General features: G+C 73.1%; 11 protein-coding genes. 6 read left to right on the top strand and 5 right to left on the bottom strand.

The annotated features are described in order from the left end of the window. Positions 1 to 110: 110 nt before the first annotated feature. Complete coding sequence (locus PYR72_RS40645; RefSeq protein ID WP_275459922.1) at positions 111 to 3110, bottom strand: SpoIIE family protein phosphatase; 3000 nt, start codon at positions 3108 to 3110, stop codon at positions 111 to 113. A 556-nt stretch (positions 3111 to 3666) separates the two neighbouring features. Here PYR72_RS40645 and PYR72_RS40640 point away from each other — a divergent pair. Continuing rightward, positions 3667 to 4440: a DUF4142 domain-containing protein gene (locus PYR72_RS40640; RefSeq protein WP_275459921.1), complete on the top strand. Its 774-nt coding sequence runs from the start codon at positions 3667 to 3669 to the stop codon at positions 4438 to 4440. 42 nt (positions 4441 to 4482) lie between these two features. Here the strand turns inward: PYR72_RS40640 and PYR72_RS40635 are convergent, their stop codons facing one another. Next, entirely contained in the window at positions 4483 to 5016 is a 534-nt protein-coding gene (locus PYR72_RS40635; protein WP_275459920.1) for a MarR family transcriptional regulator, read from the bottom strand. A gap of 128 nt (positions 5017 to 5144) precedes the next feature. Next, positions 5145 to 5591, bottom strand: coding sequence for a DUF1772 domain-containing protein (locus PYR72_RS40630; protein WP_275459919.1), 447 nt, complete (start codon positions 5589 to 5591; stop codon positions 5145 to 5147). A 91-nt stretch (positions 5592 to 5682) separates the two neighbouring features. Here PYR72_RS40630 and PYR72_RS40625 point away from each other — a divergent pair, with 91 nt between their 5' ends. Further along, a complete protein-coding gene (locus PYR72_RS40625; protein WP_275459918.1) occupies positions 5683 to 6261 on the top strand; it encodes a TetR/AcrR family transcriptional regulator in 579 nt (192 codons plus the stop codon). Between the two features lie 100 nt (positions 6262 to 6361). Here the strand turns inward: PYR72_RS40625 and PYR72_RS40620 are convergent, their stop codons facing one another. Next, a complete protein-coding gene (locus PYR72_RS40620; RefSeq protein ID WP_275459917.1) occupies positions 6362 to 7045 on the bottom strand; it encodes a DUF6629 family protein in 684 nt (227 codons plus the stop codon). A gap of 238 nt (positions 7046 to 7283) precedes the next feature. On the opposite strand from PYR72_RS40620, the gene PYR72_RS40615 reads away from it, so the two are divergent. Next, positions 7284 to 8462 (top strand): phytanoyl-CoA dioxygenase family protein, encoded by a 1179-nt coding sequence (locus tag PYR72_RS40615; RefSeq protein WP_275459916.1) that lies wholly within the window; start codon positions 7284 to 7286, stop codon positions 8460 to 8462. A 235-nt stretch (positions 8463 to 8697) separates the two neighbouring features. Continuing rightward, positions 8698 to 9834: an SGNH/GDSL hydrolase family protein gene (locus PYR72_RS40610; RefSeq protein WP_275459915.1), complete on the top strand. Its 1137-nt coding sequence runs from the start codon at positions 8698 to 8700 to the stop codon at positions 9832 to 9834. A 28-nt stretch (positions 9835 to 9862) separates the two neighbouring features. Here PYR72_RS40610 and PYR72_RS40605 read toward each other — a convergent pair whose 3' ends face one another. Further along, the gene (locus PYR72_RS40605) at positions 9863 to 10384 is read right to left on the bottom strand and encodes a hypothetical protein (protein ID WP_275459914.1); all 522 of its coding nucleotides are present in this window, start codon (positions 10382 to 10384) and stop codon (positions 9863 to 9865) included. A 230-nt stretch (positions 10385 to 10614) separates the two neighbouring features. Here PYR72_RS40605 and PYR72_RS40600 point away from each other — a divergent pair, with 230 nt between their 5' ends. Together PYR72_RS40600 and PYR72_RS40595 are read left to right on the top strand one after the other, a co-directional pair. Further along, positions 10615 to 11178: a hemerythrin domain-containing protein gene (locus PYR72_RS40600; protein WP_275459913.1), complete on the top strand. Its 564-nt coding sequence runs from the start codon at positions 10615 to 10617 to the stop codon at positions 11176 to 11178. 203 nt (positions 11179 to 11381) lie between these two features. Continuing rightward, on the top strand, positions 11382 to 12953 hold the full coding sequence (locus PYR72_RS40595; RefSeq protein ID WP_275460646.1) for an acyl-CoA carboxylase subunit beta: 1572 nt from the start codon (positions 11382 to 11384) through the stop codon (positions 12951 to 12953). The last annotated feature ends 110 nt before the right edge of the window (positions 12954 to 13063 follow it).

Genomic DNA, 13063 nt, shown 5'->3' with positions numbered 1-13063 from the left:
GCTCCGGGGGTCGGCCTGGCGAGTTCTTCCGGCTTCTGCTTCCGGCAGCGATACTAACCACCCCTATCGCCCGCTCTACGGCATTTGCCCCTCGGTCGGCGTCGGTCGCGTCAGCCGCCGTCGAGTCCGCACTGGGCCCAGATGACCTTGCCCTCGGGGGTGTAGCGGGTGCCCCAGCTCTGGGAGAGCTGGGCGACGAGGAACAGGCCGCGCCCGCCCTCGTCGGTGGTGGCGGCACGGCGCAGATGCGGGGCGGTGCTGCTCGTGTCGGCGACCTCGCAGATCAGGGAGCGGTCGTGGAGCAGCCGTACCCGGATGGGTCCGGTGGCGTGGCGGACGGCGTTGGTGACCAGTTCGCTGAGCATCAGTTCGGCGGCGAACGCGGCCTCGTCGAGGCCCCAGTCGGCCATCTGCCGCTGGGCGGCGGCGCGTACCTCGCTGACGCGGGCGGGGTCGGCCGGCAGCTCCCAGGTGGCGATCCGTCGCGGGTCGAAGGCGTGGGTGCGGGCCACGAGCAGGGCGATGTCGTCGCCCGGATGGGCGGGCGCCACGGTGTCCAGGACGACCCGGCAGGTCTCCTCCGGGCTGCGCTCGGGGTGGGCCAGCGCGTCGCGCAGCTGGTCGAGGACCACGTCGACGTCGCGGTCGCGGTCCTCGATGAGTCCGTCGGTGTAGAGGACCAGTTGACTGCCTTCCGGCAGGTGGATGTCGACGGCCTCGAAGGGCAGTCCGCCGAGGCCCAGGGGAGGTCCGGCGGGCAGTTCGGGGAACGACACGTCGCCGTCGGGACCGACCAGGGCGGGCGGCGGGTGGCCGGCGCGGGCCAGGGTGCACGCTTGCGAGGTCGGATCGTAGACGGCGTAGAGACAGGTCGCGCCGATGATGCCGCCGCCGTCGGAGACCGGGTCCTCCCGGTCCAGCCGGCCCACGAGGTTGTCGAGGTGGGTGAGGACCTCGTCCGGCGGGAAGTCGAGTTCGGCGAAGCTGCGGGCGGCCGTGCGGACCCGGCCCATGGTCGCGGCGGAGAGCATGCCGTGGCCGACGACGTCGCCGACGAAGAGTCCGACACGGGCGCCGGAGAGCGGGATGACGTCGTACCAGTCGCCGCCGACGTCGGATTCGGCGGGCAGATAGCGGTGGGCGACCTCGACGGTGTCCTGGGCGGGGAGCCCTTGCGGGAGCAGGCTGCGCTGCAGGGCGAGGACCATGGTGCGTTCGCGGGTGTAGCGCCGGGCGTTGTCGATGGACAGGGCGGCGCGGGTGGCGAGTTCCTGGGCCAGCGAGCGGTCGTCGTCGCCGAAGGGGGCGGGGTCCTGGGCGCGGTAGAAGGCGGCGACGCCCAGGACCACGCCGCGGGCGACCAGGGGGACGGCGATCAGGGAGTGGACATGGCTCAGCAGCCGGTCGGTGTGCTCGGGGTCCTGCGCAAGCCAGCCGGCGGCCGCCCTCAGGTCGGGTTCCAGCACCGCTTCCCCCCTGGTCAGGGAGCGCAGCTGCGGAACGGTCGGGCCGTAGTCGACCTGCTTGCCCACCGGGCTGAAGGGGAGGTCGTCACGGATGCCGTGGACCACCGTGCGGCGCAGGTCGTCGCGCGGGTCCGCCGCCTCCTCGCCGCGCAGCACGGGTTCGGCGAGGTCGATGGTGACGTAGTCGGCCAGGCGCGGGACCGCCGTCTCGGCGAGTTCCCGGGCGGTGCGGCGCACGTCCAGGGTGGTGCCGATCCGTGCGCTGGCCTCGGACAGCAGTTCCAGTCGGCGGCGGGCCGCGAGGGCGTAGGTGCCGACGTGGGGCTCGCCCACCATGAGCAGACCGCGGTCGGGGGCCGGGGGGCGGCCGGCAATGCCGCCGTCGACGGCAGCGGTGGCCACGGCGGTCCCGGCGGGTGGTGCGGGGGCGTACGCGGGGCGTGTGGGGTCGTGCTCGGGGGGTGTGGGGTCGTGCTGATGGCCGGGGGCGGGGACGGCGGTGAGCGGGCCCGGCGTCACGGTGAGGAGACCGTCGTGGCGGGGCCGTGTCGTCGCAGTGGCGGCGGCGCCGACGCCCCGCGCCGGGTCGACGGCGAGGGCCGGCACCGGTGGGGCGGGGCGGACCGCGGTGAGGACGCCCTGCCGCGGGGCACCGGGCAGGACGGCCTCGACGGCGATGCCCTCCACGCCGGAGGCGCCGGTCACGGGGCGGCTGACGAGCGTGACCCGTCGGCCGTCGGTCAGGGGGACGTCGACGGCGGCCCGCTGGGCGCGGGAGATCAGTTCGGCGGCCTTCTCCAGGAGGGTGGCCCGGTCGGCGGGGCGCAGCCCGCGGACCAGCTCGTCGACGCCGACATCGACGCCGCGGTGAAGGCCCGTGCCGGCGTCGGCCCCTGCCCCTGCCCCTGCCCGGACCCCGGCCTCGGCCTCGGCCCCGGCGTCCAAATAGGCCCGCAGCAGGGACCGTTCCCGCACGGAACTCTGCCCCAGCAGCCGCCGTTCGATGGCCGCGGCCGCCTTGCGGATCACACCGTCCAGCGCCGGATGTTCGAAGCCGCGTGGATATCCGAAGCACAGGACGCCCTCGATCCGGCCGCTGAGCGGATCGCGCACGGGGAGCGCGCGGCAGGCGCTGGCCTGGGAGCGTTCGGCGAAGTGCTCGGCGCCGTAGACCCGGATGAGCCGCCGTTCGGCCAGGGCGAGGCCGATGCCGTTGGTACCGGCGAACTGCTCGGCGAACACGAACCCGGGGACGGTCTGGATGTCCGGGAGCCCTCTGGCCAGTGAGGCCTCACCGAAGCGGCGGAGCAGAACCGTGCCGTTGGCGTCGGCGACGGAGATGTTCATCGCGCTGCCGGCGAATCGGGACTGCAGCCGGTCGAGCACCGGTACGGCCGCGCGGGCGATCCGGTCGTCCCGGTCGAAGTCGTCACGGAAGGGCAGGTCGGACCGGTCGGGGGACAGTCCCAGGGACCGGCACCGCTGCCAGGAGCTGAGGATCGACGTGCGGACGCCCGTCTCCGGCGACTCACCCTGCAGGAACCGTTCGCGCAGGAGGGCGGGGCCCGGGCCGCGAAAAAGGGCGGGGCTCGTGCCGTCTGTCGCACGTCCCGTGAGGATCGGCTCGCCGTCGGACCGCACCACGCTGGCCTCACTCGCGCCCTGGACAATCCGCTTATCGGAAATATCTGGCATTGACGAGGATACGGGCATCCGCAACATGAGTCACTGTTCGGGGCACCCTCACCCGCGGTGACGGGCCGGAGGGGGCGCACGGAGCGGCCGGGAGGGGCGTCGGCCCGGGGGGCCGCCCTGGCGGAGTCACGGCGGCATGGGCGTCGACGAAGTCACGGCGGCATGGGCGTCGGCGGAGTCACGGCGGCACGGGCGTCGGCGGCCGGGAGCCGGTGGACGGGAGCCGGTGGACAAGCGCCTCCGCAGGCGGCCGGCGGCCGTCCGCACGGTCACGCCGCCGCCTTCGGCCACCGGCCATCAGCCACCGGCCCTCCCGACGGCTCCAAGCGGCCACCGGGGGGCAACCCGCGAGTCGCCCGGCACCACTCCGCGCCCCCGGCGCCGGACCTCTCCGCCACTCCCCCATTCGAGCACACTGCAAATTTTACCTAGAGCAATGATTCATTCGCCGCCCCCGCCCGTACCCCTCGGTGACCCAGTCCCGCTGCCAGGAGGTACCCCTTCCATGCGTCGCACCAGGAGCATCGGCACGATCTTCGTGAGCGGCGGTCTGCTGATGACCGTCGCCGCGCTCGCCTACCCCGCCCTGGTGGGCGTGGAGAAGACGACCGCCACCCCGGACAGGATCATCGCCAACACGCAGTACGGGCCTCTCACGGAGGCCGACCGGGACTTCGTCATCAAGGTGCGCTCCGCCGGGCTGTGGGAGTACCCCCTCGGCGAGATGGCCATGCAGCGCGGTACGACCGCGGAGATGAAGGAGGCGGGTGCGCATCTCGTCGTCGGACACGCGGGGCTCGACGCGCTGTGCCGCAAGATCGCGCCCGAGCTGGGCATCACCCTCAACAACCAGGCCAGCCCGCAACAGCAGCAGTTCGTGGCGACCGCGGACGCGGCCACCGGCAAGGAGTTCGACTCCACCGCCGTCACCATCATGCGCGTCACGCACGGCCAGATCTTCCCGGCCATCGCCAAGATCCGCGCCGGCACCAGGAACACGATGGTGCGCCAACTGGCCGACCTGGCCAACGACACCGTGCTCGACCACATCACCGTGCTGGAGAAGACCGGCCTGGTCAACCACGACCAGGTGAACTACCAGCAGACCAACCCGCCGAAGCTCCCGCAGGATCAGGTCACGCCGCCCGTGCCCCAGCCGGGCGCCCCGATGGTCGTCCTGACCCCCCGTCCGGATCTGAACGTACGGACGTCCGCGCCGACGGCCACCCCCACGGACGGACCGACGGCCGACTCCTCGGGCGGGGGTACGGCGGGGTGAGGCACCCTCCCGCGGGGGCGGGGCGCGGCTGGGCCGGAGCGCTCAGGCGCCCCGGCCCACCCAGGTGTCGACCCAGCCGAGCGGGTACGGCTCCGAGTCGTCCGCCGCGGGCGCCGCGGGCTCCCCGCCCGCGGTGTTGAACGCGGTCAACGCGGCGACGAGCGCCTCCCGTTGGGCCGGGGCGAGGCGCTCGACGACCGTGGCGAGTTCGGTGCGCCGGCGGGCCATGACGTCCTCGACGGCGCGTCGCCCTTCGTCGGTGAGCTGCAGCAGGGTCTCGCGACGGTTGTCGGGGTTGGTCCGGCGGTCGGCGAGTCCGGCCGCGATCAGCCGGTCGACCATGCGCATGGCGGTGGACGGGGCGACCTGGAGCTGGTCGGCGAGGACGACGAGTTTCGTGGCGCCCCGCAGGGACAGCACCACCAGCATCCGGAACTGCGGCAGGGTCACCCGCTCCTCGACGGCGGCGAGCGACCGCGCGGAGATCGCGACCAGCAGCCGCGACGCGGTGAGCACCGCTCGCGTCACCTCGTCGACGTCGTCCACACCACCTGCAGGGCCCTCGCGTTCAGTCATGGTCCCTTTCTATCCCGCCGCTCCGTGCGGGCCGTCGGCGGATCCGCGCAGATTTTCCCTCCGCATGACCGAACGGGGTCTCCCCACGGGATCTTCGGGGCGGCGAGGGCGGGGAGGGCGGGGCCGCTTCAGACCAGGGCGGCGACCAGCGCGGTGAGCGCGGCGCCTATGACGCCGACACGGACGTAGTGGAGGCGGTCCCAGCGGTTCGCCTGCTGCTTCCAGTCGGCGGGCCGGTTGTCGGGGGTCCAGGTCTTGCTCCGGTCGTTGATCGGGACGAGCAGCAGGACCGACATGATGACGCTGAGCAGCAGCAGCGCGCCCGCGGTGACGACGAGGCCGGTGCCGCGGTGCTGCCGGTCGGCCACGGCCCAGACCCCGACGAGGACGAGCGAGGAGACGTACCAGACCGGCATCACCGCGCCGAGCATCCGGCCCCCGTGGGCGCGGCCGAGCTGTCCGCCGTCCTCCGGCAGGGCGTCGAAGATCCGGTTCATGACGAAGGCGACCGAGAACTCCACCCCCACCAACACGCCGACGGACACGGTGGTGAAGACCTGCAGAGCTTGGAGCATGACGCCCCCTCCGGTTTCCTAGCATTGACAGGCTTTGTGGCAACGCTAGACCTACTGCCGCTCGATTGTCTAGCGATGCTAGGATCGAGTCATGTCGGTACAGGAACGCAGGGAACGCGAACGGGCGGACCGAGAACGTCTCATCGTGACGACGGCCCGCGAACTCGCCGAGCGGCAGGGCTGGGACGCGGTCACCACCCGCCGGCTCGCCGAGCGCATCGAATACAGCCAGCCCGTCCTCTACAGCCACTTCCGCGGCAAACGCGAGATCATCGGCGCCGTCGCCCTCCAGGGCGCCACCGAGATGGCCGTGGCGCTGCGGGCGGCGTCCTCCGCGGCGGACGGGCCTCGCGCCCGGGTCGCCGCCCTCGCCCGCGCCTACCTCGACTTCGCCGAGCGCAACCCGGCGGTCTACGACGCGATGTTCCGGCTCGACGGCGGTCTGGCCTTCGCACAGGAGGACACCCCGGAGCCGCTGAAGGACGGCTTCGCCGCTCTGCTGGAAAGCCTGGGGGAGGTCGCCGGAGAGGGTGTCCACCCGGGGCTGTTCACCGAGGTGTTCTGGGCGTCCCTGCACGGCCTGGCGACCCTGACCCGGGCGGGACGGCTGCCGCCGGAGGAGTCCGGGCGGAGGGCGGAACTGCTGGTGGACCGCCTCGCCGTGCTCTGACGCATCGCCTCGGAGGGGGCATGGCCGCAGTCCGGAGGGCACCGCGCGGTTCGCCTCCCCGGCCCGGAGGTGCCACACCGCACCGCGCGGCCGACACCGGTCAATCCCCTCGCGCACGCTCCCCGCGCCCCGCGGGCGGACGCCGGGACGGCGGCGAGGACGGCGCTGAGGACGGCCTGGGGCGGGAGCGCACCCAGGCGAGGAGCAGCACCGAGCACAGGGCGGCGAAGGCGCACCACGTGGAGACGAACTCCAGCCGCCACAGCGTCCAGCAGGCCACGGCGCCGACGGCGGCCACGATGCCCAGGGCCGTGAGCCACCGGTCGCCGGAGAGGAGCAGCGAGCCCACCGTCGCCAGGAGGTAGCCCGCGACCAGGAGAACCGGGTGGGAGAGGGCGACCGTGTAGCCGATGGTGTGGCCGCGGATCTCGGCCGTCACCGGCCCCTCGACGAGGCCGTGGGCGAGCGGCGCGGCGGTCACGACACCGATGGCGAGGAGCAGGGCGAGCCGGTTGCGGGCGGAGGGCGGGGCCGCGCACCACACGCCGGCGGGCACCCAGACGGCCAGCAACGGAAGCGCGATGACGGCCCAGGCGACGGTGGCCGCCCCGCCTCCCCCGCCCGAGGACCAGACCACCGCCTCCACGATCTGGTGCGCCCCCAGCAGCAACGGCAGCGCGGCGAGCGGCAGGTCCCGCACCTCGCGCACCAGCGCCACACAGGCCGCCCCGACGGCCGCGACCCCGGTACCGGCCACGAGATCGGCCGTCGCACTCCAGCACATCGCGCCACCATCGGGTCGACCGTCATCAGCGCGGCCACGGTACGTCGCACGCCGTGGAGGGACGCGGGACGACACGGACGCCAGGAGGGTCACGGGCGGTACGCGTCACTGCCCACGCGGCCCTCGCCGCTCCGCCCGCCCGCGCTCCGTGAGGGGTTTTTGATGGGTTTCCGCGCATTGAACGACGGGGTGCGGCTCCGCAGACTGGCAGGGACACCAGGCTGCGAAAGGAACCTCGATGCTCTCCGACGCCGCGGCGCACCGGGTCCGGCCGACCGGGGCGGACTGTGATCTCGGCGCGTTCCGCACGCTCGTCGAGCAGCGCACCGACCCCGCCGAGCATCCCTCGGCCGACCGGGTCGAGCACGAGGTGCCGCTCTACGACAGCGCCCGGCTCCGCGCCCTCACCGCCACGCACGAGGGACGTGGGGACGTCCAGGCCGAGCTGGCCCGGACCCTGATGGACGGCCCCGGAATCGTGGTGTTCAAGGGCGCGTTCACGGATCCGGCCGTCGTGGACCGGGCCTCCGCCGTCTTCCAGGACCTGATCGAGGAGGAGCGCGACGCGGGCACCGCGCGGGGTGACCACTTCGCGAAGCCCGGCGCCAACGACCGCGTCTGGCGCGCGCTGGACAAGATGGCCGTGCGCGCGCCGGACGTCTTCGCCGACTACTACGCCAACGACATGCTGGCCCTGGTCGCCGAAGCCTGGCTCGGCCCCGCCTACCAGATCACCTCACAGGTCAACGTGGTCAACCCGGGCGGCGCCGCCCAGAGTCCGCACCGCGACTACCACCTCGGGTTCCTGTCCCAGCGGCAGGCGGCCGCCTATCCCGCGCACGTCCACCGCCTCTCCCCCGTCCTCACCCTCCAAGGCGCGGTCGCCCACTGCGACATGCCCGTCGAGTCCGGGCCCACGCTCTACCTGCCGCACTCCCAGAAGTACGAGCAGGGCTACCTCGCCTGGCGACTGCCGGAGTTCGTCGAGTACTTCGACGCCCATCACGTCCAACTCCCGCTCGACAAGGGGGACGCGGCGTTCTTCAACCCCGCGCTGTTCCACGCCGCCGGGCACAACCGCTCGTCGGACGTCCGCCGCATGGCCAACCTGCTCCAGATCTCGTCGGCCTTCGGTCGCGCCATGGAGACCGTGGACCGGGACGCGATGGCCGAGGCCGTCTTCCCCGTCCTGGCGCGCCGGCGATCCGAGGGCGCCACCGAGGACTGGCTGCGCCGCGTCGTCGCCGCCACCGCGGAGGGCTACCCCTTCCCCACCGACCTGGACCTCGACCCGCCCCTCGGCGGCCTCGCCCCGGCGTCCCAGGCCGACGTGCTCTGGCAGGCCGTCAGCGAGAACTGGACCCCCGACCGGCTGCACCACGCACTCACGGCCGCCCGCCACCGCCGAGGACACTGAAAGAACCCACGCCCGACAGCCGTTGCCGCTGCCACTGCCACTGCCACTGCCGCTGCCGCTGCGGCTGCGGCAGCGGCTGCGGCAGCGCATGACCCACGCACCGCACGGTGCGGATGCCGTCGCGAGGGGTTGACGGCGACGGGTGTGACGGTCACCTTCGATAGCGCACCCTCGCGGGAGCGCTCCCACGCTGCACGCCCCCACGCACCCCCACCGCTGCGTCGAAGGGACGACCATGCGCACACCTCGCCACCTGTCCCGGCGGACCCTGGTGGCGGCCGGCGCCGCCGGCCTCGCCGCCACCGTCGTGTCCCCCGCATCAGCCGCCGTACGCACCGCCGGGACAGGGGCCTCGGCGGCCCGGTTCCACACCGTCGGCCGGGTGGAGAGGGCCGCGGACGGGTCCGTGCGGTACAGCTGGCCCGGCATCTCCTTCGAGGGAAGGTTCCGCGGGACCGGCGTCGGTGTGGTCCTCGACGACGCCGACAACGACTACGACGTCCAGGTGGACGGGGAGACGGTGGCCACCCTCGTCACCCCGGGCCGGGCCGTCTCCTGGATCGACGGCCTGGCCGACACCCGGCACCGCGTGCGGGTCGTGAAGCGGACGGAGAGTCCGTGGGCGGCCGGCCGCTTCGGCGGATTCGTCGCGGCCGCCGACGGCGCGATTCTCCCGAGGCCGCGGGCGCGCGAGCGACAGATCGAATTCATCGGCGATTCGTACACCGCCGGTTACGGAAACATGTCCACCACCCAGGACTGCTCCGGAAACGGTGGCGTCAACCGGAACAGCAACGCCGATCTGTCGTTCGGCGCGCTGACGGCCCGGAAACTCGACGCCGATGTCCAGATCAACGCCTTCTCCGGCCGGGGAATGGTCCGCAATTACAACGGCGGTGAACCGGGGACCGATTTCCGCACCTACTACGACCGGGCCCTGCTGAACGTCGAGGGTGATGTCTGGCGGAAGCCGGAGAGCTGGCGTCCGCGGGTCGTCGTGATCGGACTCGGGATCAACGACTTCTCGACACCCCTGCATCCCGGGGAGCGCTGGAGTACGACGGCCGACCTGGTGGCCGCCTACGAGAGCGCCTATCACGGGTTCCTCGACAAGCTGCGTACCCGCTACGGGCGCCGCACGTTCCTGGTGGTCGCCGCCGCCCGCATCTGGAACACGACCGTCTTCGAGGAGGCCACCCGGCGGATCGTCGAGGAGCGCCGCCGTCGGGGGGACCGCCGGATCAGCCACTGGTACTACGACGATCCCGGCCTCGATCATCTGGGCTGCGACTGGCATCCCTCGCTGAACGACCACCGGATCGTCTCCGGACTGCTGGACGGCCATCTCGCGGGGCTGCCGCTGCGCTGGTAGCGGGAGGCCGGTGGTGTGCCGCGCGGGCTCAGGCCGTCAGGGCCCGCCCTGGCCTCAACGTGTGGACCAGGTCGGCCCGGTGCAGCGTCGCCACGGGGGCGAGGAGGTCGGGGTGGCGCAGCAGCGCGGCGGCCCGTCGGTCGAGTTCGTCGGGGGTGAGGAGGCGGCGGAAGGCGGCGGGTGAGCCGGTGGTGTGGGGGGAGCCGCCGAGGGCGGCCACGGCGGTGTGGGCCAGGCCGGGGTCGGCGAGCAGACAGGCCGCCCAACTGGCGACGACCTCGTCGACCCAGGTCCGCCAGGCGTACTCGTCCGGGGTGAGGTGTTCGTCGAAGCCGGTGATCCAGTCGAGCCGGGCGGTGCCGCCCGGTCCGGCCATCCCGACCAGCGCGGCGTCCGTCGGCGTGGGGTAGCGCAGCCACGCGGCCACGGTGACGGCCTGGCGGGCCTGGGCCTCGCAGAGGGCGCCGTCCAGGGCGCCGCCGCCGGCCGGGTAGGCACGCGTCAGCCATTGGGTGGTCGCCGCTATGAGCGGGGAGAGGTCTGCGAGCACTCTGGGCCGTCCGTGGGAGCTGGGGAACGCGTGGCACAACGTAGTCGTGCGCCATCGGGCGGGAAATGGCGCAGGCCACGGAACGGGCGTGTCCTGGGCCACATCTCCCCGGCGCACTGACTCACCGGGTCGTCAATACGACGTATTCGGGGCCGCGAGGGTTTCACTGACCTCCACAGAGATCCGGTCCGGTACGGCCGGCCGGGGCGTGCGGGTGAGGAGCGACGGACATGGCACACGGTGGAGATGTCGTCGAGGAACTGAAGACCGACCACCGGGAGGTGGAGGAACTCTTCGGCAAGATCGAGGAATTGCCCTCCGGCGACTCGCGGCGCAAGGAGTACGCCGATCTCGTCACCATCGAGCTGGTACGTCACTCCGTGGCGGAGGAGGCGTATCTCTATCCGGCGGTACGCCGGCACGTGCGCAACGGTGACGCGGTCGCCGACCGGGAGCCGGCGGATCACACGGCGGCCGAGCGCACCATGAAGGACCTGGAGCGGTGTGCCGCCGACGACCCGGAGTTCGACCGGCTGATCGCCCGGTTGACGGCCGAGATCAGGCACCACGTCCGGGACGAGGAGAGCAATCTCTTCCCGCAGCCGGCGAAGTCGTGTTCGGCCGAGGTGCTGAACGACCTCGGCGACAAGGTCCGCCGGGCCAAGAAGCCGGCGCCGACCCGCCCCCACCCGTCGGCCCCCACCAAGCCTCCGGCCAACACGATCCTCGCACCGGGCCTCGGCCTCGTCGACCGGATGCGCGACGCGCTGACCGGACGCGGCAAGGAGTCCTGACCGGGCGGGCCGCCGGACGTCCGCGCCGCCGGCGGAACCCGCTTCCCTTGTCACCCACGGACGAACAACGGCCTCTCTTGACTCATCTCCCGCACACAGAACGGTGAGGGACCCGGTCCGGCCCGCCTCCGCTGCCATATTCGGAAGCCACTTCGGAGGTGGCTGTGACGCTAGAGGTGACGACGTCCCGGGACAGGCGGGCGCTGGAGCGGGCCGGCGGCCGGAACGCCGACCCGGTCGCCGGCCGTACGGTCGACCGGACCGCCGACCGCATCGCCGACCTGGAGGGCCGCCGCATCCGGGCGGTCGCACCGGCGGGGGCGAGGAGACGCGGGGAGTACGGCGCCCGGGAGCGCGTCGATCTGCTGCTGGACACCGGTTCGTTCACGGAGACGGGCCAGTTCGTGCGGGCCCGCCCCGCCGAGGGCGCCGGCCCGCGGCCGTACGGCGACGGCGTGGTCACCGGGCACGGCACGATCGACGGCAGGCCCGTCTGTGTCTTCGCCCAGGACTCCGCGGTGTTCGGCGGCAGCATGGGCGAGGCGTTCGGCGAGAAGACCATCGCGCTGATGGACCTCGCCCTGAAGACGGGCTGCCCCGTCGTCGGACTCAACGACGGCGGCGGCGCCCGGATCCAGGAGGGCGTCACCTCGCTCGCCCTCTACGCCGAGCTGGTGCGCCGCAACGTGCGGGCGTCCGGCGTGATCCCGCAGATCTCGGTCGTCCTCGGCCCGTGCGCCGGCGGGGCCGCGTACTCGCCCGCCATCACCGACTTCACCGTGATGGTGGACGGCAGCTCGCACATGTTCGTCACCGGGCCCGACGTCATCGAGACGGTCACCGGCGAACGCACCGGCGCCGAGGAACTGGGGGGCGCCCGCACCAGCAACACCGTCAACGGCAACGCCCACTTCCTCGCGGCCGACGAGGTGGACGCCCTCGACACCGTGCGGGACCTGCTGTCGTACCTGCCCGGCAACAACGCGGAGCGGCCCCCGCAGTACACGCCGGGGGCCGCGCCCGCCGGTCTCGGGCTGGACGCGGTGGTGCCGGACCGGCTCACCGAGGTCTACGACATGCGGGAAGTCCTGCGCGCGGTCGTCGACGACGGTGAACTCCTGGAGATCCACGAGCTGTTCGCGCCGAACATCATCTGCGCGCTGGCCCTGGTCGAGGGTGCCACGGTCGGCATCGTCGCCAACCAGCCCCTGCACGCGGCCGGTGTCCTCGACATCGACGCCTCCGAGAAGGCCGCCCGGTTCGTCAGGTTCTGCGACGCCTTCGGCATCCCGCTGCTGACCTTCGCCGACGTCCCCGGTTATCTCTCCGGCGTCCGCCAGGAACAGGCCGGCATCATCCGCCGCGGCGCGAAACTCCTGTACGCGTACGCCGAGGCGACCGTCCCCAAGGTCACGGTGGTGGTGCGCAAGGCGTACGGCGGCGGCTACGCGGTGATGGGGTCCAAGCATCTCGGCGCCGACATCAACCTGGCCTGGCCCACCGCCCGGATCGCCGTCATGGGCGCCGAGGGCGCGGTGGGTGTCCTGCACCGCCGCGAACTCGCCGCCGCGGCCGACCCCGAGGCCCTGCGCGCCCGCCTCGTCACCGCGTACGAGAGCACCTACGGGACCCCGTACCTGGCCGCCGAGCGCGGGTACGTCGACGCGGTCATCGCCCCGCGCGACACCCGCGCCCACATCTGCCGGGCCCTGCGCGCCCTGCGGGGCAAGCGCGCCCCCGTGCCGGAGCGCCGGCACGGCAACATCCCGCTCTGAGCGGGCCCTCGACCCGGCGCGCCGCGCCGCCGGCGGGCACCCGCGACGCCGCCCGTGCCCCGTCCCCGTGAACCGTCCGCAAGCCGTCCCCGCGACGTGAGGAGCCATGC

It is taken from the genome of Streptomyces sp. VNUA24, from assembly GCF_029167005.1.
Lineage (GTDB): Bacteria > Actinomycetota > Actinomycetes > Streptomycetales > Streptomycetaceae > Streptomyces > Streptomyces scabiei.
The sequence above is the reverse complement of the archived record's forward strand: the minus strand, read 5'-3'. Positions and strand labels throughout refer to the sequence as shown.